The organism is Corynebacterium jeddahense (assembly GCF_028609865.1).
GTDB classification, from domain to species: domain Bacteria; phylum Actinomycetota; class Actinomycetes; order Mycobacteriales; family Mycobacteriaceae; genus Corynebacterium; species Corynebacterium jeddahense.
The window spans coordinates 214090-234512 of record NZ_CP063194.1 but is presented as its reverse complement, the minus strand read 5'-3'; the positions used below and the strand labels follow the sequence as shown (position 1 = coordinate 234512).

The 20423-nt window shown below is 64.2% G+C and carries 25 protein-coding genes and 1 tRNA gene; 8 read left to right on the top strand and 18 right to left on the bottom strand.

Annotated features, from left to right (window positions below; all coding sequences use genetic code 11):
* Positions 1 to 52: 52 nt before the first annotated feature.
* The 9 genes from CJEDD_RS01085 to CJEDD_RS01045 form a co-directional block, all read right to left on the bottom strand.
* Complete coding sequence (locus CJEDD_RS01085; RefSeq protein WP_157034424.1) at positions 53 to 460, bottom strand: hypothetical protein; 408 nt, start codon at positions 458 to 460, stop codon at positions 53 to 55.
* On the bottom strand, positions 457 to 1632 hold the full coding sequence (locus tag CJEDD_RS01080; protein ID WP_074432489.1) for a hypothetical protein: 1176 nt from the start codon (positions 1630 to 1632) through the stop codon (positions 457 to 459). Before CJEDD_RS01080 ends, CJEDD_RS01085 begins: the two co-directional genes overlap by 4 nt.
* A gap of 809 nt (positions 1633 to 2441) precedes the next feature.
* A complete protein-coding gene (locus tag CJEDD_RS01075) occupies positions 2442 to 3161 on the bottom strand; it encodes a hypothetical protein (RefSeq protein ID WP_157034423.1) in 720 nt (239 codons plus the stop codon).
* 413 nt (positions 3162 to 3574) lie between these two features.
* Positions 3575 to 3868, bottom strand: a complete 294-nt coding sequence (locus tag CJEDD_RS01070; RefSeq protein WP_042405968.1) for a hypothetical protein — start codon at positions 3866 to 3868, stop codon at positions 3575 to 3577.
* Complete coding sequence (locus tag CJEDD_RS01065; protein ID WP_042405966.1) at positions 3868 to 4230, bottom strand: hypothetical protein; 363 nt, start codon at positions 4228 to 4230, stop codon at positions 3868 to 3870. Before CJEDD_RS01065 ends, CJEDD_RS01070 begins: the two co-directional genes overlap by 1 nt.
* On the bottom strand, positions 4227 to 4433 hold the full coding sequence (locus CJEDD_RS01060; RefSeq protein WP_042405964.1) for a hypothetical protein: 207 nt from the start codon (positions 4431 to 4433) through the stop codon (positions 4227 to 4229). The genes CJEDD_RS01065 and CJEDD_RS01060 overlap by 4 nt, the downstream gene beginning before the upstream one ends.
* Positions 4434 to 4589: a hypothetical protein gene (locus CJEDD_RS01055; protein WP_157034422.1), complete on the bottom strand. Its 156-nt coding sequence runs from the start codon at positions 4587 to 4589 to the stop codon at positions 4434 to 4436. It abuts the gene before it with no gap.
* Positions 4576 to 4755: a hypothetical protein gene (locus tag CJEDD_RS01050; RefSeq protein WP_042405962.1), complete on the bottom strand. Its 180-nt coding sequence runs from the start codon at positions 4753 to 4755 to the stop codon at positions 4576 to 4578. Before CJEDD_RS01050 ends, CJEDD_RS01055 begins: the two co-directional genes overlap by 14 nt.
* Positions 4752 to 4982 (bottom strand): hypothetical protein, encoded by a 231-nt coding sequence (locus tag CJEDD_RS01045; protein WP_157034421.1) that lies wholly within the window; start codon positions 4980 to 4982, stop codon positions 4752 to 4754. The genes CJEDD_RS01050 and CJEDD_RS01045 overlap by 4 nt, the downstream gene beginning before the upstream one ends.
* Positions 4983 to 5664: 682 nt before the next feature.
* Here CJEDD_RS01045 and CJEDD_RS01040 point away from each other — a divergent pair.
* Positions 5665 to 6291, top strand: coding sequence for a hypothetical protein (locus CJEDD_RS01040; RefSeq protein WP_157034420.1), 627 nt, complete (start codon positions 5665 to 5667; stop codon positions 6289 to 6291).
* Between the two features lie 110 nt (positions 6292 to 6401).
* On the opposite strand, the gene CJEDD_RS01035 is transcribed toward CJEDD_RS01040, so the two are convergent.
* Complete coding sequence (locus CJEDD_RS01035; RefSeq protein ID WP_042405956.1) at positions 6402 to 6593, bottom strand: helix-turn-helix domain-containing protein; 192 nt, start codon at positions 6591 to 6593, stop codon at positions 6402 to 6404.
* Positions 6594 to 6685: 92 nt separating this feature from the next.
* Between CJEDD_RS01035 and CJEDD_RS01030 the strand changes: the two genes are divergently transcribed.
* Positions 6686 to 7030 (top strand): hypothetical protein, encoded by a 345-nt coding sequence (locus CJEDD_RS01030; RefSeq protein WP_042405954.1) that lies wholly within the window; start codon positions 6686 to 6688, stop codon positions 7028 to 7030.
* Positions 7031 to 7111: 81 nt separating this feature from the next.
* Here CJEDD_RS01030 and CJEDD_RS01025 read toward each other — a convergent pair whose 3' ends face one another.
* From CJEDD_RS01025 to CJEDD_RS01015, 3 genes are read right to left on the bottom strand one after another with little or no spacing between them, the layout of a single operon-like run.
* On the bottom strand, positions 7112 to 7630 hold the full coding sequence (locus tag CJEDD_RS01025; protein WP_157034419.1) for a hypothetical protein: 519 nt from the start codon (positions 7628 to 7630) through the stop codon (positions 7112 to 7114).
* A 51-nt stretch (positions 7631 to 7681) separates the two neighbouring features.
* A complete protein-coding gene (locus tag CJEDD_RS01020; RefSeq protein ID WP_042405950.1) occupies positions 7682 to 7975 on the bottom strand; it encodes a hypothetical protein in 294 nt (97 codons plus the stop codon).
* Positions 7976 to 7998: 23 nt separating this feature from the next.
* Positions 7999 to 8247 (bottom strand): helix-turn-helix transcriptional regulator, encoded by a 249-nt coding sequence (locus CJEDD_RS01015; RefSeq protein ID WP_042405948.1) that lies wholly within the window; start codon positions 8245 to 8247, stop codon positions 7999 to 8001.
* A gap of 116 nt (positions 8248 to 8363) precedes the next feature.
* Here CJEDD_RS01015 and CJEDD_RS01010 point away from each other — a divergent pair, with 116 nt between their 5' ends.
* The 4 genes from CJEDD_RS01010 (at position 8364) to CJEDD_RS00995 (ending at position 11231) form a co-directional block, all read left to right on the top strand.
* A complete protein-coding gene (locus tag CJEDD_RS01010) occupies positions 8364 to 8813 on the top strand; it encodes a hypothetical protein (RefSeq protein WP_052333738.1) in 450 nt (149 codons plus the stop codon).
* Positions 8814 to 8817: 4 nt separating this feature from the next.
* On the top strand, positions 8818 to 9189 hold the full coding sequence (locus CJEDD_RS01005) for an ImmA/IrrE family metallo-endopeptidase (protein WP_232297678.1): 372 nt from the start codon (positions 8818 to 8820) through the stop codon (positions 9187 to 9189).
* An 11-nt stretch (positions 9190 to 9200) separates the two neighbouring features.
* Positions 9201 to 9899, top strand: coding sequence for a hypothetical protein (locus tag CJEDD_RS01000; RefSeq protein ID WP_157034418.1), 699 nt, complete (start codon positions 9201 to 9203; stop codon positions 9897 to 9899).
* A gap of 111 nt (positions 9900 to 10010) precedes the next feature.
* The gene (locus CJEDD_RS00995; protein WP_042405945.1) at positions 10011 to 11231 is read left to right on the top strand and encodes a tyrosine-type recombinase/integrase; all 1221 of its coding nucleotides are present in this window, start codon (positions 10011 to 10013) and stop codon (positions 11229 to 11231) included.
* Between the two features lie 277 nt (positions 11232 to 11508).
* Here the strand turns inward: CJEDD_RS00995 and CJEDD_RS00990 are convergent, their stop codons facing one another.
* The 3 genes from CJEDD_RS00990 to CJEDD_RS00980 all read right to left on the bottom strand — a co-directional run bounded on the left by CJEDD_RS00990 (position 11509) and on the right by CJEDD_RS00980 (position 14033).
* Positions 11509 to 12516, bottom strand: a complete 1008-nt coding sequence (locus CJEDD_RS00990) for a DUF3644 domain-containing protein (RefSeq protein ID WP_042405944.1) — start codon at positions 12514 to 12516, stop codon at positions 11509 to 11511.
* Positions 12517 to 12695: 179 nt separating this feature from the next.
* A tRNA-Thr gene (locus CJEDD_RS00985) sits at positions 12696 to 12771 on the bottom strand.
* Between the two features lie 62 nt (positions 12772 to 12833).
* Positions 12834 to 14033 (bottom strand): DNA polymerase III subunit delta', encoded by a 1200-nt coding sequence (locus CJEDD_RS00980; protein ID WP_042405943.1) that lies wholly within the window; start codon positions 14031 to 14033, stop codon positions 12834 to 12836.
* A 37-nt stretch (positions 14034 to 14070) separates the two neighbouring features.
* On the opposite strand from CJEDD_RS00980, the gene CJEDD_RS00975 reads away from it, so the two are divergent.
* Complete coding sequence (locus CJEDD_RS00975; RefSeq protein ID WP_042405942.1) at positions 14071 to 15594, top strand: adenylate/guanylate cyclase domain-containing protein; 1524 nt, start codon at positions 14071 to 14073, stop codon at positions 15592 to 15594.
* Positions 15595 to 15650: 56 nt separating this feature from the next.
* Here the strand turns inward: CJEDD_RS00975 and CJEDD_RS00970 are convergent, their stop codons facing one another.
* Positions 15651 to 16691: an HNH endonuclease signature motif containing protein gene (locus CJEDD_RS00970; protein WP_042405940.1), complete on the bottom strand. Its 1041-nt coding sequence runs from the start codon at positions 16689 to 16691 to the stop codon at positions 15651 to 15653.
* 101 nt (positions 16692 to 16792) lie between these two features.
* Complete coding sequence (gene topA / locus CJEDD_RS00965) at positions 16793 to 19681, bottom strand: type I DNA topoisomerase (RefSeq protein ID WP_273657692.1); 2889 nt, start codon at positions 19679 to 19681, stop codon at positions 16793 to 16795.
* Between the two features lie 101 nt (positions 19682 to 19782).
* Here topA and CJEDD_RS00960 point away from each other — a divergent pair, with 101 nt between their 5' ends.
* Positions 19783 to 20406, top strand: coding sequence for a DedA family protein (locus CJEDD_RS00960; RefSeq protein ID WP_042409177.1), 624 nt, complete (start codon positions 19783 to 19785; stop codon positions 20404 to 20406).
* Positions 20407 to 20423: the final 17 nt, after the last annotated feature.

The following is a 20423-nucleotide window of genomic DNA, read 5'->3' as shown; positions in this document are numbered from 1 at the left end:
AGGCACACCGAGAAGTCGCAGCCATGATTCAATCTCCCGGGTGGTGCCCTCCTCAATCGGCTCCGGGGCGCTCTCTCTCAGGCGGCGACACCACGTCACGAACCAAGCGGGCCCGCGACGCCACCTCATCGGCCATCATCTCCGCCCACGGCATCGCGAACAATTCAGCGGCATGGCCACGCAACCACCCCGCCCGGGCAGCGATACGCCGACTCGACGGTGGTGGCCCAAGATCGGGAACCGACGCCACCAGCTGGCCGCACCAGTACCCGAGCATTTCCTCCACCTCAGCCTTGAGGTCCACCACGCCCAGCACTACCGGGGGCTTCGACTTCCCACGCTGAGGCGGACGCCCAGCGTTCTCACCAGACGTCGGCTGACGAGGAACAAGAAGATCATCAAGAAGATCCCCATCAATCTCCAACCAGTACAGGTGTCTACCTAAATCATCAATGCTCACTTATACTTCCCTCCCCTCTTCCCGCGCCTTCGGCGCTTTCGAGCCGAACCTTCCCGTCCCGACCCGTCCCGACCCGTCCCGACCCGTCCCGACCCGACGTTCTCGGGTCCGTCACCCGGGCGTCCTAGGACGCGCTCTGATTTCGTTACCTTTTCGTTATCTCCGCCGCCTTTCGGCGCATTGGGCGCTGCCTGCCGTGGCGCTGCTCGGTGGGCTGGCGCTGCTGCCGCTTCGGGCGCTGCTGCCTTCTCATCCTGCTGCTGCCTAGTGGCCGCTGCTGCCTCGTCGCCGGGTCGCGCTGCTGCCGCTTCGGGCGCTGCTGCGGGGGCGGGGCGGGATACGAAATCAGAGCTCGGTTGCCGGAGCCATGCCGGCTCCTCCTCGTCGGAGGTCGGCGCTGCGTGCCGTGGCGCTGCTCGGTGGGCTGGCGCTGCTGCCGCTTCGGGCGCTGCTGCCTTCTCGTCCTGCTGCTGCCTAGTGGCCGCGAAGGGAAGTGTCGGCTGGGTTGGCTCAATATGGATGCCGTGGTCCTGGCACCACTTGTCTCGATTGACGAAATCTACTGTTTCTGGCCCGTAAATCATCCTTTCTGGGGTCGGTGGTGCAAGGAGTTTCAGCTGCTCACCATTGCCGCGTTTCGTATTGCAGGGACTACACGCGACGACAAGGGTGTCGACGGTGCTGTCCTTGTGGCTGCTGAGCGAATCGTACGTCGCCGCACGGAAGCCGGTTCGAACGGACCAGCTGACAGACTTCGCACACCAACGGCAGCTGTCTCCATCGCGTACGCGCACCTGCGCGAGGAGTCCAGGAGTGCGCTTATCCCGCGCTCGACGCCTGTCTGCCTCAACCTCTTCACGCCGCTTCGCGTGGACAAACTTTTCGTCATTAATGACCAGGCGAATCGCCTTATGCTCGTCCACCTCCACTTCGGTGGCGAGGCCGGCTTTTTTGAGGACGTTGAGCACCTCGCGCTCGCGGCCCGGCGCGACTTGGGCGAGGGAGCCGTATTCGACGAGGTAGTCGGTGAGGTGTCCGGCGGAGACGGAGGCGAGTTGGACGAGTACTCCAAAGGCTTCGTTCTTTTCTTGGTGGTTGAGGTTGGTGGCGACGAGGAGCTTGGCCATGTACGGGTGGGTGGTGGCGTCGTCGCCGATCCGCAGCCAGGACATGTGCGCATCTCCTCTCTGATGGTTGTTGTGATCATGGTCGTGGGGTGCCTATTGGGTTGTTCTCTTGGTAAGAGCGTTTCGGCGATGGTGGTGGCGGGTTGCGCACTGCCCGCGCGAGGCGTGGGTAGCACTGATCGCATAGTCCTTCGCCCCGATGGTCGCGCGCTCCGGCGGGGAACTTCCGGTTGTTGCTCACTCCTCCTTGTGGCCGCAGGGGTGCGCGGCAGCCGCGGCAGGTGGTTTGCACGAACCTGCGCTCGCCATTGGAGTACGCGATGACGTCGGAGTACCGGCCCGCCATGACGCCGTCGACGCGGAGGCTTTGCTTCTCCATGTCGCTAAGTGCGCGTTCGCATGCTTCGAGCAGTGGGCAGCGGTGGCAACGCAGACGTGCCTCCTCGTGGCGTGCGGAGACTTCCTCGTACGACTCGCGGGGGTGTGAGCCGTCCCACGGCGAGACACCGGTACTCTGCCGCTTGTGCCAGCATAGGGCGGTTGTTTCTGCTCCTGGTTCTAACCCCCAGAGGGATTCTTCTGCGAAGATCACCGAGGTTCTCCTCCTGCGCGGACTAGTCCATCGCTCGGCGTGGCGAAGTTATCGGCGTGCTGTTGGAAGTAACTCTGTGTCGCGCGGGCGCACTCCTCTTCTAAGGGGGTCGGGAATCGCACCCCCGCGTTTTTGAAAGTCTCCATGAGACGGAGGACCTCCGGGAGCGCGTCGGAAACTGGCTGGAATACGGCATCGAGGAAGTCGGGATACCGATAGTGGAGGCCGCGGGTGATAAACGGTGGCGGAAAAGCGGCTGCTGTCATGCAAGACCTCCGACGGGCAGGGCGAGCATTCGGCGCGGCGGGAGGGCGGTCTGCTCCGGGTCGTCTCCGGCGGGCGGGGTGGCCACCGGTTCGGCGTGGCGGAGCTTCTCCTTGTTCGAGATGGTCATCTGCCAGTCGTCGCCGAGGACGTACCAGCGGGAGGCGAACTCGGCCGGTTCAGAGCGTTTGAGCATGACGATTCGGCGGTGGAGCACTTTGGCCACGCCTGCGATGGTGCCGATGGCCTCGGGGGTTATCCAGAACGGTGCGCCCGGTGCGCTTGCGGCGTCGTAGAAGATCTTCTCGTGGTCGCCGGGGAGGATCGGGTCTTTGAGTCGGTGTTCGTCGCGCCCGCCGGCGGTTTGGAAGAGTCCGGTGGCGTCCTCGACGCGGATGCGTTCGTGGCCGATTTGGATCGAGACGAGTGGTTCGACGTCTAGTCCCTCGGGCGTTTTGACTTGGTAGCCGGCGAGTGAGTTGGCGGCGTGCTTGGAGATCTCGACGCGGTCGTCGCGGTCGTCGTTCCAGTGGATGAAGTCGACCTTGAGCTTGGCGCGGAATGAGACGTCGTTGCCTAGCGCGGAGACCGAGAGGGTGTCCCCGTTGAGTCGGTGGAGGCGGACGAAGGCGAGCTCGTCCTTGCCGGCTACCTTCACGGCTGCTTTGAGGGCGAAGGCGAGGCTGTCCATGCGGCAGAGGAAGCTTGAGTCAGTCACAGTTTTTCTCCTTCCTGTTCCTGTCCCTTCTGGAAAAGGGGGATTTGGTTTGGTAGTTCGCCTGGGTCTTCATCTTTTGAGAGCCAGGAGTGGATCTGTGTCTTCCGCTTTTGCGGAAGGGCTGCCCACCAGTCGTCGAGGTCTCGTTCACGCACTGTCCCCCCGCTCCTCTATCGGATCGAGGCCGACGACCTGCAGCGCTCGGTTCATGGCGGCAGTGTTGCGCTTCGGCGGGTACTTGACCTCTCTGCAGCGGTGGACGTACCAGTTCGAGACCGAGGTGCCTTCGGCGAGGGCTGTCTTGACCCGGACGAGGTCCCCGGCGCGGCCGGGTTTGTTCTCGACGAGTATCGGGCCGGATTGTCCTTGCACTTCCCAGGCTTCGGCGCCGCATCGTTGACACCACGCCCGCCTCATCTGTGGCGCTCCGAGATTCGGTGAAGCAAGGCCTTGAACTTCGGACCGTGCTTCCAGTTGATGCCGGCTTTGCGCGCGGGTGCAATCGCGTGGTGCTTTTCAAGCCATTCGAGGGCGTAGTCCGGGACGTCGTCGATGCCGCACTCGCCTTTGGCCAGGGGCACGAGCGCGGTGCGGACGCCTCGGGGCATGAGCCGCATCAAGTCGTCAGCTGTGGCGCTGACGCTCTTAGGTTGGCCGTCGCTGGCGGTGATGCGCGGCGAGCAGTCGTAGACGTGGGAGGAATACATCACTGCTCCTTCGGAGGTGATCCGTCCGGGTTCCAGGCCCGGGGGAGGTCGGGTCGGATGATGATCTGCTCCGGGTCGGCATACAGCGGAAAGCTTTCAGTCGGGATCTTCACTCGTCCGCCGAGGAATGACCCTTCGTAGATGGCGAGGACGCCAGGCTTGTTCGTCAGCTCGCACCAGCAGCCGACGTATTCGGCGGCTTCGCCTGGCGCGAGTGTGGCGAGGGGGACGGTCATGGTCTGCCCTCCGTCTCGTGTGGTGGCGGTGGTCTGGGGTGGGTGGTTGACGCCGGGCGCCCGGGCGGGCACTGCAGCGCCGAACGCGCCACGCGGCGCGAAGCCGTTCTGGTTTGAGTCGGTCACAGGTCCTCCTCCGGCTGAATCGTGAGCACCACCGCGAGGGTGAGCAGGGCGGCGGTTTGGCTCGTGGTCACAGTTGACTGGGTGTCGAAATGGTGGAAGATGCGCTCAACGTCTTCCACGGCCGGGGCGAAGCCGCCGAGGAGGCGGCGGGCCTGGCTTTCGCTCGTCTTGCGGGCGACGTCGCCCGGGGTGATCGGCGCCATCTACGCCGTCCCTAATGCCCACAGGCCGATGACGGCGAGGATGACGCAGGCCGTGGCGAAGCCCGCCATCCAGGCCGTGACGATCTTCACGGTGTACTGCGGTGCCGCCTTATCGGCGTGATTCTGGGCGTACAGCTCGGGGTTAATCTTCTGCATCGTCGGGCTCCCTCTCGATCGTGTAAATGAGGTCTTCAAGAGCGTCCTGCCAATGCACCGGGATCCGGCCGTCGTAGAACGCGGCCAAGTCGCGGACCTCCGCGACGAAGTTGGCCTCGGAGACGGGCGTGCAGCGCTCGGTGCGCGCTAATGCCTGCTCGCTCATGCCGCACCTCCGAACAGCACCCAGGTGCAGACGTAGAACACCCAGAACACGACCAGGCCGGCGGCCGCGAGTGCGGCGTCACGCCACGTCGGGATGAACGGTTCGTCGGCGGTGTCGTCCTGGAGCGCGGCCGCGGCCGGCGAGATGTGCTCCATCGGCGGTCGGTGGAACTCGCGTTCCAGCACCCCCACGGCAGACGCCATTGCAGTCAGATCAGTCTTTGCCATGACTACACCCACGCGAGCCCAGCGAGTGTGGCCGCCGGCAACAGCGGCCAGATGACGTCAATGGTTTGGTTGATAGCGACGGTGACCAGGGTGGGGTCAGCCACAATCACGATTTCTTTCACGGTGATCTCCTCTGTAGTTGGTCTAGGTGGAGGCGCAGGGTCGCCTTGCCGCGCGAGCGAGAGGACTCGAACGAATGGCGCGGATGCGCCCTTACGTGCGACACGGTGCAGCCGCACTACGCCTCCGAGTGCCCGTCCCCGGATTCGAACCGGCGCGCAAGCCTGCAGCGCGAGGGGGACATGAGTCGTGCCAGACCACCTGGCATGGACGGGCTCGAGGCGGTTACAGCTGCAGGAGCATGCGTTCCTCCTTTGACACCATCTGTGCGGTGCTAAAGTTCTGGCTGCACTTCAGGTCCATCGAGAACACTCCTTTCGTTCAGATTTCTTGTGTGCGTCCGAGGTAGTTGCGAGCACGGAAAGCGGCCTAGGTCTTATGGGGCAGAACAAACATTTCGATGTCCTCCTTGAGCGAGTTCAGCGAGCGACGACGCACCGAGACGAGATGTGGCACATCGCGTCCGACCATCTGGAGGCCCACCCGGTGGTGGAAACACATCGACCGACGCCCAAATGAGCAGATCATCATGGTCGAAAGCACACACCCCTTCCCTCCTGCCTTGTCTGTGCTGTTCGGAGAGTGGCTTTACAATCTGAGGGCCGCGCTCGACGGACTGTTCTATGAACTCGTCGTCTACGACACCGCCACCGATCCCCCACCGAACGCCGGCAGACTGTCGTACCCGATGACCACCAGTCCGGCGTCCTTCCACGAGCGGATACCCAGCGCTTTGTCCGAGCGGATGCGCGAATTCATCGAAGCCACGCAGCCCTACCACTCGACCGGCGGCCATCTCGGGAGTGCATTGTGGTGGATCAACGAGCTTGCTCGACTCGACCGCCACCGCCGTGGACGCTCTCTGACTTGGCGCGTGATCGAACTGGAGGTCAACGGTCCGTCTCTCGCTATCGACGCCTCGCGAACGCGTAAATGCGATCAATTCGCAGCGTTCATCCGGGACGATGAGCAATTGGAGCTCGCCCGCATCGCCATCAAACCCGGCTTCACGCCTAAAGGAGACGACGGTATAGACGTCAGCTGGAAGATCCAGTTCGATGTCCCCGAGTGGGTTCAACGATCCGTCCCCTCCTACGGGGCGTGGTCGATGGACGACCGGATGGCAAACGCCGAATCCACGGTTCACGAGACCGTCCAGTTCTTCCGTCGCCACCTCTTCGACATCTGAGGCAACGCCCGAATTGTGCAGCCGCAGAAGCATTCGCTGACGCTCACGGCCTGCGCTTTCGGCCAAGTCGAGATACTGCATCGTTCGAACTCCCTCGTTATCAATTCCCTCTAGGCGACTTCCTCCATGCGCACGAAGCGCTCGACCTCCGAGTCGGGGATCAGGATCTTCACCCCCTTGCCGGGCTTCTGGCCACGGCGCCGGCCGGAGTGAATCTCGCCGCGGCGGACGAGCTTTCGGATGGTCTTCTCCGCGTAGCCGGTGCGCTCCGCGAACTCGCGGACAGTGATGAACGTGCTCATTTCTTCACCTCCCGTCGCCGAATGTTCGTACCTGCTGCGAAGGCTCGGTCTGTGCGGCGCTTCACCCGCGCCTTGCGGATACGCTTCACGACATGGCGAACAGCGTTTTCTCTCTTTGCTTCGAAGATGACCGTGAATACCCAATCCCCTTGAGGGATTTCGCGTATGTCCACGCTGCCTGGGTGAACGCGCAGCAATACGGTGTGCCGGTGAAGCTTTACTCCCCTGGCAATCCGGTGCTCTGGCTTGAGCCAACCGATGACATCTATCTCGATGTCCCGGATGCCGCTGAACCCGAGTGCCTGCAGCCCCTCACGGAGGATGAGTACGACGACTTTATGGATATCTTTTCTGGCCGTCGTCGGTACGGTTACTGGGTCCTGGACCTGCAAAGTAGCGGAGCGGCGCCCCTCTACACCGAGCCCGGCGACGAATAGTTCAACCCCTGCCCCGAAGAATCGTCGAGACCGGTAAAACAGGTACCCGTCGCCGCCTGCTGTTCTGATCCACGCCATCGGTCAGTTCACCTCCCGGAGTTCGAGCCCGTGAACCATGCGTTTCACTACGCGGGCTGCCTTGGACGACGCCCCTTCGGAGAGACGCAAGGCGTCCTCAAGGATTGCCGCAGGCGTCACGCTGCTGTTCAGCTCGATTAGTGCGAGGTTCTGCCGCTCGCGGACAGCAATGAAGTACGGGTCGCTTGCTACGACAGCGTTAACCTCCCGTTGGAAGCCAAGGAGTGCAGTGAGAAACCCATCGAGTGCCTCGATGGTGTGCGGAAGCCAGTCCTCCGGGTGCCCGGTCGCGTCGAACATCTGGAAGTTGCCGAGCGCTTCACCCAGCTTCTCGTAGGCGTTGTGCATTTCCGCCTGTGCCGTCTGCGGCCTGGTCATGTTGGCGCGGCGATATGCGCGCTGCTCCGGGGACAGGGCAAGAACACTCGCGCGCTTTCCCGACGGACGCCGGCGGTCATACACCAGAGCTTCACGGGTCATCATGTGCCCCTCCGCTGATGTTGAAGTGGTATTGTTCTGCATGGTTTTCCTTTTCTGGATCCACACCCGCCTGCTGCTATCAGGCGGGTTTTCCTATTCGTGGGTGGTTGCTGCCTCCGCCATAGCCAGGGCATCGTCGCGGAGGTCGCGGTGCTTTGCGAGGATCTCGTCTTTACGGGCTTCGCTCTGCGCCTTGCATTCCGCGAAGTGCGTCTTTTGGTAGGTGGTCTGATCACCGGCGAGCTCGCAGAACATTTGCGAGAAAGCCAACATCTTCCCGATTGCCTGGTGCCAGGCGTCCGTCCCGAACTCGTCGGGGCCAGCTTCAAACAACACCGTGGCTTCGACCCACTGGTCGAAGAGTCTCTGGATACTTCCCTGCTTCATCGTTTCCTTCCTGCCCGGCGCGCCTACGCAGCCGGAGCTTCTGTCTTTTGCTCGTCTTCCCACACGACCACCTCGGAGAGACCGAGCCCGAACGCCTGCGCAACGCCAACTGCGAAGCCAATAGACGGTTCACGCTCGCCATTGCGCGTAGCGATTAGCGTCTGCCGGGAAACGCCGATGGTGCGGGCGAAGGCTTCATCCGAGGTGATTCCGCTGTTCTCTTTCAGACGCTCAAGTAGTCCAGGTCGGACCTTGATCACGGTGTTATCCACATTCGCTCCTCTCTGTGCCGTGTGCGGTTCACATTAAACCAGTTACGGTTCATTAGCAAGCCGTTTTTGATACTTTTTGTATTGCCTGCGATACATACGTGTGCCATAATTGGTTCATGACCAAGTTTGAGCAGTGGCTTAGCAGCTTTCGCGGCCATGATTCCGACCGGCAGATTGCTCTCAATTCGGGCCTTCCGCCTACGACGTTGGCGAGGCAACTCCGCGAGGAAACCGTCACCGTCGAGACCGCCGTGAAGATTGCGCGCGCCTATCAAGTGAGTGCCGTCCCCGGCCTCCTAGCCTTGGACATCCTCATCGAGCAGGATCTCGAGGGTTACGCGGCACAAATGAAGATGGAGCTACTTAGCGACGAGCAGCTGGCCGCCGAGGTGCTGAAGCGCATGAAGCGTGGCAGCGAAGTATGGAATCGCCCAATCAGCCACGTCGAGGACGATTTGAAGCAGATACGGGATCAGCGAGAGGCGCAAGACCTGGGCGCGTTCGCCGCCGACTCGTCCCCGGACGAGCCGGAGGAGGGAGATGAGGGCTTTGGCGAAGGACCCTAGCCTCGTGGAGATCGCGCTCGAGCACGGCATCGAGGTCGTCTCCCACCGCGGGGGCGACAAGGGCCGGTGGTATCCCGCCCGCCGGACGATCAGCCTCCGGGCCGACCTTCCCGCCCGCGCGCGACGATGCACGCTCGCGCACGAACTCGGCCACGCCGTCCTTGGACACGATGCGGGGCCGGATCTGCCGCGGTGGGTCGTCGAGAAGCAAGAGCGCGCCGCCGATCGCTGGGCGGCCGAAACACTGATCAGCGAAGATGAATACAAGAGCGCCGAAGCAGCGCTCGGTCCCCACCCCGGCGCGATCGCGGCCGAACTTGGGGTCACTGTCCACCTACTGGAGGTCTGGCGCGCACCCCGGCGCGCCAGCGCGTGAGAGGAACGTAAATGAGCACGCCGATCTCGAACTATGAATCATCCACTCCCCCGCCAGCAAATGAGACCACGCCGCCGGAAAAGAAGAGGGGAGGCTGTCTCAAGTGGGGCGGAATCGGACTAGGCGTCCTGTTCGTGGTTGGTGCTATCGGCACGTTACTGGACGACTCGTCCGGCGAGGACACCGCTTCTCCGGGGCCGACGACCAGCGTGTCATCTGAATCCCCCTCCCCCTCGACGGAAACGAGTAGTCAGCAGACTACGTCCGAGGCTCCCGCGTCTACATCGAGCGAGGAGGAAGCTCCCAGCCCTTCTTCCGAGGAGGAGAAACCTTCACCCAACGCAGCCGACGGCGTCGACTTAGCCCGCGCGCCTCAAGACTGGTTCGACGAGGAGATCTACAAAGCAAGTAACTGCGCATCACAAAACCTCGCCGCTGGTGGACTGCCAGTCTGTGCGATCCGCGGTGTAGACACCGAGGATGGCGGAACCCGATTCGTCGGTTACATCGACCAGGATCGCCCGGGCGTTAAGGAGCACTTCCAGTCAGAGGTCACCCGTAAAGAAATGGCAAACTCCGTGGCTTCGATGATCTGGATGGCCAAGTCAGACGGCGACCCGCGTGTTCAACACGTCACCGATGTTCGCTTAGCGACGACCGGCGGCGGCATTTTCTCCGGTTGGAGCGTCGACGCAGAGGTTCCGAAGTAGAACGGAGTTAGGTGCGCCCCGCGGGAGCCGGCCAGCTACAACCGCGGAGCGACTTATGGAGTGCCCAACCACCTCGGGGGACTGGGTGGCTAGACGAAAGAGAGAATAGCAATGGCTCACGTTCGCGACCAGTGGACGAAACGCAATCCCGACAAAACCAGCCAGAAAACCCGCATCCGATCCTCCCGATGGGGCAAAGGCAAACGCTGGCTCGCCGTATGGGTGGAAAACGGCCGCGAAGTCACGAAGGCGTTTTCCACGTTCGACGCGGCCGAAGCGCACTGCGCGCGCGTCGAGGTTGGCCAGCAGCAAGGCACCTGGATCACCAAAGACAAACGCGACATCACGCTCGAGGACCTATGGGACCCCTGGATTAAGTCCAAGGAGGGCAAAGCTAAGTCGACCGTGGCGTCTTACCGCTCTGCCTGGGCCCACGTAGCGCCGGTCTTCGGCAAAACGCCGATCTGCGAGCTGGACGGGCCGACGATCACCACCTGGATCGACAGCCTGCAGTCCCGGCGGCCGCACCAGAAGGAAGCCAAACCGCTCGGTTCGGGGCAGAAGCGCAAGGTGGGCATCGTCATCAATGCTTTGTGCACGCTCGCGGTGAAGCAGAAGATCATCTACGACCACCCGCTCGAATCTGGTGACCTTGTCCGGCAGGAGAAGGGGAAGCGGCGCGCGCTGCGCGTGTCCGAGGTCGACCGTCTTCTACAAGCGGCGCCGACCCCGCAGGCCAAGCTTTTCGTGCGGGTGCTGCTCTTGACTCTCGTCCGCCCGGGTGAGGCCAAGGGGTTCCACGTCGAGGACCTCGACTACCGCCGGCGGCGACTGCACGTGCAGCGCTCTGTGGACCAGCTCGGCCGCGAGGGCGACACCAAGAATCACCTCTGCCGTGACGTACCCGTCGGCGGCGAGCTCCTCCTGGACCTCGAAGACGAGTGCGTGGGCAAAGCACCCACCGACCCGCTGCTGACCGACGAGCACGGCAACGTCTGGACCACAGCCCGCTGGCGGCGTATCTGGGCACAGATGTGCAAAGACGCCGGGTTGGAAGGCGTTGACACCTACACCCTCAAACACACGGGCGTCTCCATTGCCATCGCCTCCGGCGCTGACGTATACGCGGTGCAACGCATGTGCGGCCACGCCGACGCCTCCACCACCCTCAACATCTACGGCCACCTCTGGGACGAAGGACTCGACGCCGTCCCCAATGCAATGGACACCTACCTCGCCGCCGAACGCCAGCGCGACGCCGCCCGCGCGCAACGCCGCGCGGAGCGCACCGCCCGGCGCGACGGTCTGCGCGCGGTGCCGGATGCCGGATAGCCACGGTGGCTAACTCTTTGAGTTCGTTTAATGGTTCGGGGACAATTCAACTGTCGCCTGCGGGGGTATTTTTCGGGTGGTGGATCGCAAATTTTTTACCTTCTTTACCTCGTCTTTTTGCAAAACATCTCGTTTGATGTGCGTGTATGTGTTGTGCAAGTGTGGTTGCGCAATTACGCTTGCGGATACAACGCCAACCCGAGAAGGATAAAGCTGGGTTCCCGAATGGGAGTAGGGCTTCGGCCTGAGAATTCCTTTGCTCCGAGGGTTGGCGTTTTTACTTTTTCGTCGTTTTGGCATGCAGTGCATCGATGCACGTTTCAGGCTCTTTTTCAAGGTTGGCAACGATAAAGTCGATAGCCCTCTGCGAGTAAGTCCAGGATGGGTTGCTCTCTCCCGCAGTGCTTCGATCGTAAGCGAATTTCGAATCCTCACGGAACTGAAATACCTGGTTGAATAGGTTGAAGTGCCACCAGTTAAAGGTTTTCTTCTCACCCTTGTAGTAGATGGTGGTCTTCGACTTTTTCAAACGGTTTTGAACTTCCCGGACCGCGTTCTTAACCGTGAATGGATAGTAACTCGCGGCATCGCGAACGTCTTTCACGATCGCAATGCCGGCGTCCGCGTCATTATCGACATAGACGTTGAGGTCGGCGTCCTTCGCCTTTTTGACGATGCGGAGATTTGTCTCGTAGATGGCTGCAGCGGCGCCTCCCTCCCCAGTCCCAGCCGCGTCGGCGGCCTGCTGGCTCATTTTCAGTAGCTTCTCTGCAACATGGGGCTCGTATTTCGTCCGAATCACATCAGGGTCGATAGCGCCGCGACGCACTGCGAGGGTGAGGTGATTTTCGGGTATCAAGTCGCTGACTGATTCATCGTGCAGTTCGAGAAGCTTGTCTGCGTAGTTCATCACAGATTTCTGCAGGAACGGGCCGATGAAGATCTCATACTCGTCGGTGATGAAGTGCGTGTTGACGTTGCGGAAGCGGATGATCTCCGCCATGTTGATGCGCAGTGGGTCCTTTTCGTTCGTGAAAATCTTTTTAAGACAATCTGCAAGCGCAATGGTCTTGTCCGGCTCATCCGAATAGTAAATCGAGTCGATGCCGCGCTCTCGGATCAGGTACGCCTTGAGCATCAATTCCCAGGCGTTACAGAGAAAGATCGAGCAGGACTCAGCGTGGTATTTCAGCGTCGGCCTGTTGTAGAGCTCCAGCGCGAGAGCAAAGGCCTCCTTGCTCTTCTCCAGGAGCCGCTCAACGATCTCTTCATTTCCCGTATCCATAACGGTTCAGTCTAACGATCGCCCAAATGCGGTCATTTTCGTAGTAGCACTGCGTGCTCGGTCTGTGCTCGGTCTGTGCTCGGTAATAAACGGGGCAACCTGGGACAACTCGGGACAACCCGAAACGCCGGAGACGAAAAGAAAGCCCAGCTAAAACGGCTGTTTAGCTGGGCTTTTGGTGGAGCCACCTGCGAGAATCGAACTCGCGACCTTCTCATTACGAGTGAGATGCTCTACCGACTGAGCTAAGGTGGCCGGGCATTGCTGCACCGAACGTTGAGCTTATCGCAGGGCGGCGGAACTGAGAAACCGGCAGGTCAGGAGGCGTTGCAGGCGAGCCGGATCCGGCCGAGCATCCCGTTGAACGCCACCGCCGGCGTCACGCTCTGGCCGAGGCGCTCGCGGCACTGCGAGATCGCCTCCAAGCACTCGACAAGCCCCACTGCCGGCACGCGGCCCGCGATCTCGCGCGCGAGACCCTCGAAGTCCGGGTTGACGAGCGGGAGGCCGGCGCCCGTCTGCACGACGAGCGCGTCGCGGTACACGCTCGCGAGATCCACCAAGACGAGGTCGAGCATGTCCCGCCTTCGCCTCGTGCTGCGGCGCTTCTGCTCGTCCTCGAGCTGCTTCACCGACGCCGAGACCGAGCGCAGCGCCTTCGCCGCGCCCTTGCCCTTCGCCCCCACGCCGAGGGCGTTCTCGAGCTTCGCGCGCTCCGCCTCGTCCTCCGCCTTGTGCGCCTCGACGGCCTCGTTCTCCGCCGCCTTGAGCAGCGCGCCCACCGCCTGGAACGCCTGCGAGCCGTGGAAGACGAGCTCCGCGAGCTGCACCGCCATTGCCCGGCGGGTGCGCACGCCGTCGTTGTGCACCATGAGCCGGGCGCGGCCGACGTGCTGGAAGGTCGCGGCGGCGTACGTGCGGGCGTCGTCGGGGCTCGCGCCCTCCTCCTCGCGGAGGATGCGCTCGACCTCCGCGGCGGACGGCGGCGGAATGTGCAGGTGGCGGCACCGCGAGCGCAGCGTCGGGCGGAAGTCTTCCGGGTCGGTGGACGGGGCGCACATGATCACGACGGTGTGCTCCGGCGGCTCCTCCACCGTCTTGAGCAGCGCGTCGGCGGCCTGCTCGTTGAGGCGGTCGGCGTCCTCGATGATGACGACGCGCCACGGTGCGACCGTGGGCAGGCGCGCCGCCGTCTTCACGATCTCCTCGCGCACGAAGTCCACCGTGATGAACACCCCCTCCGGCACGACCCGCACGAGATCCGTGTGCGTACCGGCGAGCGCGTCGCGGCACCCCGCGCAGCGGCCGCACCCGATCTCGTCCGGGTTCTCGCACATGAGCGCCGCCGCGAACGCGAGCGCGGCGGTGGAGCGGCCGGAGCCGGGCGGGCCGGTGAACAGCCACGCGTGCGTCATGGCGTAGCCGTCCCCGGAGCGCGCCGCGGCGGCCGCCGACATGATCGTGTCGCGCACCGCGGGGGTGCCTGCGAGACGCTCGCTCACGCTTCGGGTAGTCACGGATGATCACCCTACCCGCGCGCTATGGTGATACACCATGGAACGTTTCTGGCGCGAGCTGCGGTGGCTCTGGGGCACGTCCTGGCCCCTGTACGCCGCGAGCGTGCTGGGGACGAACATCGCCACCGCCGTCGGCTGCATGCTGTTCGTACGCTACCTCATCCCGATGCCGGAGGTGCGCGAGCTCGGGTTCTCCGGCGAGCTCGGCGCGATCGGCGTGATCTATGCGGTGGTCGCTGTGATCCTTGGGGTCGTCGTCACGCTGTATCTGTTCCGGCCCGTGCTCGAGTGGCAGCGCCACCCGGACGGGCACGACCCGAACATGGTGCGCCACCTGGTGATGCGCCTGCCGGTGCTGCAGACCGCCATCGTGGTGGCGGTGTGGGGCATTGGCATCGCGATTGTCACCATCGCGGCATTGCGTATCGACGCCCGCCTGGCCACCGTCGTCCTCACCTCCGCCATCCTCACCTGCTTTGTCACCGCGGTGCTCACATACCTGCAGGCGGAGCGCCTCGTGCGCCCGATCGCGGCGTCCGCGCTGGCGCGCCGCTTCGAGGATTCGACGCTGCAGCCGCCGATCAAGTCGCGCCTGTACCTCACCTGGTTCACCACCTCCGCCGTGCCGATGGCCGGCGTCTTGCTGCTCACCCTCGCGCAGCGCGGCGGATACTTCACCGGCACGGTCGGCGAGCTCACCGCGGCCATCGTCGCGCTCATCGGCGCGGGGCTGGTCACGGGCTTCATGGGCACGACGTTCGCGATCATGAGCGTGGTCGACCCGATCAAGGAGCTGCAGGTGGCCATCAACCGCGTGCGCCGCGGCGAGCAGGACACGCAGGTGGACATTTACGACGGCTCCGAGATCGGCGTGCTCCAGGCCGGCTTCAACGAGATGATGCGGGGCCTGCGCGACCGGCAGCGCGTCCGCGACGTCTTCAGCCAGTACGTCGGCGCGGAGGTCGCGCAGAAGGCGCTCGAGGAACGCCCGGAGCTCGGCGGCGAGGAGCGCAAGGTGGCGGTGTTGTTCATCGACGTCATCGGCTCCACGACGTACGCCGTCGACCACACCCCGGAGGAGGTCGTGGCGGCGCTCAACGAGTTCTTCGACGTCGTCGTCGAGGTGGTGCACCGCAACAAGGGCGTGATCAACAAGTTCCAGGGCGACGCGGCGCTCGCGGTGTTCGGCGCGCCCGTCTCACTCCACGACGCCGCCTCGCACGCCCTCCAAGCCGCCCGCGAGCTCCAGGACGAGCTGTCCGGCCACGAGCTCAAGGCCGGCATCGGCGTCGCCTCGGGCCACGTGGTGGCCGGGCACATCGGCGGCTCCGACCGCTTCGAGTACACCGTCATCGGCGACGCCGTCAACGGCGCGGCCCGCCTCACCGAGCTGGCGAAAGACACCCCGGGGCTTGTGCTCACGAACGCCGCCACCCTGCGCGCCGCGAACGAGGTCGAGCAGCAGCGCTGGACGCTCATGAAGTCCGTCGAGCTGCGCGGCCGCGGCAAGATGACGCAACTGGCCCGCCCGGTCCGCTCCACGATGGCGGACCGCTACTAAGTTTCGGGCGCGCCGAATTGCCCGCCCTGTTGGGCGGGTTTGGGGTGGGGTGGGGGTTAGTCGAAGAGCAGCTCCATGGCGCCGGGGGTGGTCATGGGCACTTCGGCCCCGTTCGGGGCGATCCAGTAGATCCGCCCGCCACGGGTATCAATGTGGCCGCGCCACGCGCGTTCCCGGTCATCGTCGTTCGCCCCGTTGTGGTGGGGACACAGTTGCACGAGGTTGTTCATGTTGGTCATGCCCCCGTGTTTCCACGCCCGCATGTGGTGGGTTTGCGTGGTTGCTGCGGAGTGGCGGCAGTCCGGGAACGCGCACGCGGGGCTGACCAACTTCGACAAGGTGCGCTGCTTCGTGTTCGCGAGCCGGCTCGTGCGGTAGAGGTTCACCGCACCGGCCTGCGGGTGGAACGCCGCGACCTCGAGTGTGGCCCCGTACTCCTGCTGCAGAAACTCCGCCCCACTCATCGTGGTGCCGTCCGTGAGCGTGAGGGTGATGTCATCCCCGGTGCCGGACGTGATGCGCAGGTAGTCCGGGATGGGCACGAGCACGATGGGCCGGGGTGCGGCGTGGGGGACGGCAGCCCCGTCGTGGAGCAACGCGCGCAGGGCGTGGGCGAGATCCGCAGCACCGGGGATGTCGGATTCTGCCATTGTGCGTAGCAGGTGTTCGAGGTCGGCGATGTCGCGCTCGTTGTAGGTCCAGATCATGGTGCGCATCCCTGCGACGGACTGAGTAAAGCGGCAGGCGGGTTGCGGTGCGCGCACCGGAACCTTCACCAACCGCGTGATGCGCTTCGACAGGGCGCGATACGACCCGCGGTGGCGCACGAGGTCGAGGCGGATGCGCCACCGCTCGGCAGCATCGGCCACCACCCGCAGTTTCTTCTCAATCAGCACCAACTGGTCGAGCGGCATGCCCGCCGCGAACACAAGCGCATCAGCCTGTTTGCGGGTGAACTTCGTCGGCCCGTAGTAGGCCTCCCACACCCGCCCCAGGTCGCGCACCCGCGTCGTCGACAGGCCAGCGGCCAACGCCGCGTCGCGGGAGAAACCGGCGAGCACCTCGACACCCGCGGAGGCAAAGTCAGTAAAGTTCATGCCCCGCACGCTAGGGCGGGCACGAAACGTCGACAAGCACCCGCGAAATTTCTGTGGAGAACCGCGTTGAAGCGTCAACAACCCCGCGGGGTTATCCACAGTTAGCGCTTCTTCGCCTTCACCACGCGCTTCGTCGTCTTCTTCGGCTTGGTGGCCTTCTTCTTCGCCGCTTTCTTCGCCGCTTTCTTCTTCGCGGTCTTCTTGGTGGCCTTTTTCGGCCCGTCCTCGGCCTCGCGGGCGCGGCGGGCGGAGAGCAGCTCGTTGGCGCGCTGGTCCGTCATCGTCTCGGGCGTGTCGCCGCGCTGCAGGGACGCGTTGGTCTCGCCGTCGGTGACGTACGGGCCGAAGCGGCCGTCCTTGATGCTCATCGGCTTGCCGGAGACGTCGTTGTCGCCGAGCATCTTCAGCGGCGGCTTCGCGGCGGTGCGGCCACGGCGCTTCGGCTCGGCGTAGATGCGGCGCGCCTCCTCGAGGGTGACGGTGAAGATCTGGTCCTCGGAGGCGAGCGAGCGCGAGTCGTCACCTTTCTTCAGGTACGGGCCGTATCGACCGTTCTGCGCGGTGATGACCTCGCCGTCGGACGGGTCCACGCCCACCTCGCGCGGCAGGGAGAGGAGCTGCATCGCCTCGTCGAAGGTCACGGTCGCGGGCTCCATCGAGCTGAACAGCGACGCGGTGGCGGGCTTGAGTTGCTCCTCGACAAGCTGGGCCACGCGCTTCTCCTTCGCCGCGGCCGCCGTCTTCGTCTCCCAGTTCTTCGCGCGCTTGCCCTCCTCGGCGCGCTGGGCGTCCTCCGCGGCGCGCTCCTGCGCGATGACCTCTTCGGCGCGGGCTTCGGCCTTGGCGCGCTCGTCGTCACGCACGAGCTCCGTGACGTACGGGCCGAAGCGCCCTTCCTTTGCGACGACCGTTCGGCCATTCGCCGGGTTGACACCGAGCTCGCGGCCGGACTGCGGGGTGGCGAAGAGCTTCTCCGCCATGTCGAGGGTGATCTCGTCCGGCGTCGCGGACTCGGGCAGGTTGGCGCGCTGGTACTCCGGCTCACCGGCGGCGTCGGTGCCGACCACGCGCTCGATGTACGGCCCGTAGCGGCCGACGCGGACGACGACAGGGCGGCCTTCGGCGTCGTCGAAAAGTGTCAACGAGTTCGCCTCGCGCGCGTCGATATGCTCGAGGTTGTCCTCGATCATGTGTTTCAGGCCGCCGCGGCGCGCGAGCGCCTGCGCCATGGACTCGGTCGCGTCGGCGTCGCCGAAATAGAAGCCGGACAGCCACTTCGTGCGGTCCTGGTTGCCGTGGGCGATGGCGTCGAGCTCGTCCTCCATCGAGGAGGTGAAGTCGTAGTCCACGAGCGCGTCGAAGTTGTTCTCCAGCAGTCCGACCACGGAGAACGCGACCCACGACGGCACGAGCGCGTTGCCGCGCGCGACGACGTAGCCGCGGTCCTGGATGGTTTTGATGATCGAGGCGTACGTCGACGGGCGCCCGATGCCCAGGTCCTCCATCTTCTTCACCAGCGAGGCCTCGGTGTAGCGCGCCGGCGGGTTCGTCGTGTGACCGTCCGCCGTGACGTTATTCGTGTCCAGCGCGTCGCCCTCGGCGAGCTGCGGCAGGCGCGTCTCCTTGTCCTGTGTGTCGGAGTACGCGCGCAGCCAACCCGGGAACGTCACGGTGCGGCCGGTCGCGGCGAACTCGCACGGGGTGCCGTCGGCGCGCCCGAGCACGGTCACCTTCATCGAGGTCCCGCGCGCGTCCTGCATCTGCGAGGCGACGGTGCGCTGCCAGATGAGTTCGTAGAGCTTGAACTCCTCCGCGTCGAGCGACCCGGCGAGCTGCCCGGGGGTGGTGAAGCGCTCGCCAGCGGGGCGAATCGCCTCGTGCGCCTCCTGCGAGTTCTTCACCTTGCGGTCGTAGATGCGCGGCGAATCCGTGACGTATTCCGCGCCATAGAGCTCGCGGGCGGCGGAGCGGGCGGCGTCGAGGCCCTGCTTCGACAGCGACGTCGAGTCCGTACGCATGTACGTGATATGGCCGTTTTCGTAGAGGCGCTGCGCGATGCGCATCGTGCGCGCGGAGGTGAAGTGCAGCTTGCGCCCGGCCTCCTGCTGCAGCGTCGAGGTCATGAACGGCGGGTACGGCTTGCGCGTGTACGGCTTCTCCTCGACGGCCGTGACCTGCATCGTTTGATTCCGGAGGCCGTCGACAAGCGAGTGCGCGTACTGCTTATCGACGACTAAAGCCTCCCCCTTCAACCGACCCCTGTCGTCGAAGTCGCGGCCCTGCGCGATGCGCTTGCCGTCGACCGCGACGAGCTTCGCGTCGAATTCCGCGGACCGTGCCTGCGCGGGCGTGAGCGACGCGGTGAGGTCCCAGTACTCGGCGGGGATGAACGCCATGCGCTCGCGCTCGCGCTCGACGATGACGCGGGTGGCCACGGACTGCACGCGCCCGGCGGACAGGCGCGGCATGACCTTCTTCCACAGCACCGGGGAGACCTCGTAGCCGTAGAGGCGGTCGAGGATGCGGCGGGTCTCCTGCGCGTCGACGAGGTCCATGTCGAGCTCGCGGGTGTGTTCGGCGGCCTCGCGGATGGCGGACTCGGTGATCTCGTTGAACACCATGCGCTCCACCGGAACCTTGGGGTTGAGCGTCTCCAGCAGGTGCCAGGCGATGGCCTCGCCCTCGCGGTCCGGGTCTGTCGCGAGGAGGAGACGATCCGCCTGCTTGAGCTTGGCCTTTAAGTCCGCGACCTTCTTTTTCTTGTCCCCGTCGACGACGTAGATGGGCGTGAAGTTGTCCTCCGGGTTCACGCCGAGCTTCGCCCACGGCTCCTTCTTGTACTTCGCCGGGATGTCGGCGGCGCGGCCGGGGAGGTCGCGGATATGGCCGACGGAAGCCTCGACGATGTAGTCGTCGCCCAGATACTTCTGTATCTTCTTCGCCTTCGTCGCGGACTCCACGATGACCAGAGTCTTGCCACCTTCAGCCACGTTGACCGACACCTCGTTTCGCACAGCAAATATTCCTATCAGACAACTAGCACACGATTGGGCGGTCTGGTATTTCGGCCACTTCGGCCTACACTGCACGAGTGGTTGATTCACTCATCGAATTCCTGCACACCCTCATGGGGATATGGGTGTTCTACCCCATCGTCACGGTACTCATCGTCGCCGACGCGCTGTGCCCCCTGGTGCCGTCGGAAACCGTGCTCAACCTCGCCGGCGCCTTCTCCGCCTCGCGCGGCGTGCCCAACGTGTGGGGCGTGATCCTCGCCGCGGTGATCGGCGGCGTCGTCGGAGACAACGTCTGCTTCGCCCTCGGCGGCAAGCTGATCAACCGGGTGGAAAACCTCGACCCGGAGTCGAAGACGGGCCAGACGATCGCGTGGGTGCGCCGCAACATGAACCGCGGCGCCGGCGCGATGATCATCATGGCCCGCTTCATCCCGTGGGGGCGCTGGGTGGCCACGATCGTGCTCGGCTCGGTGCGCTACAACTGGTTCGCGTTCCTGTTCTTCGACACCATCGGCGTGATCGTCTGGGCGCTTCTCGGCGTCGGCGTGGGCTACCTCGGCGGCACGATCCTCTCGGACTACCCGCTGCTCGCGATGCTGTTCGGCGTGCTGCTCGGCTCGCTCGTGGGCTACGTCATCCAGAAGTGCCAGAACAGCTTCATGGAGTGGAACGACGTGCGGCGCGGGGTGAGCGCCTAGGCGGCATGAAAAAACGG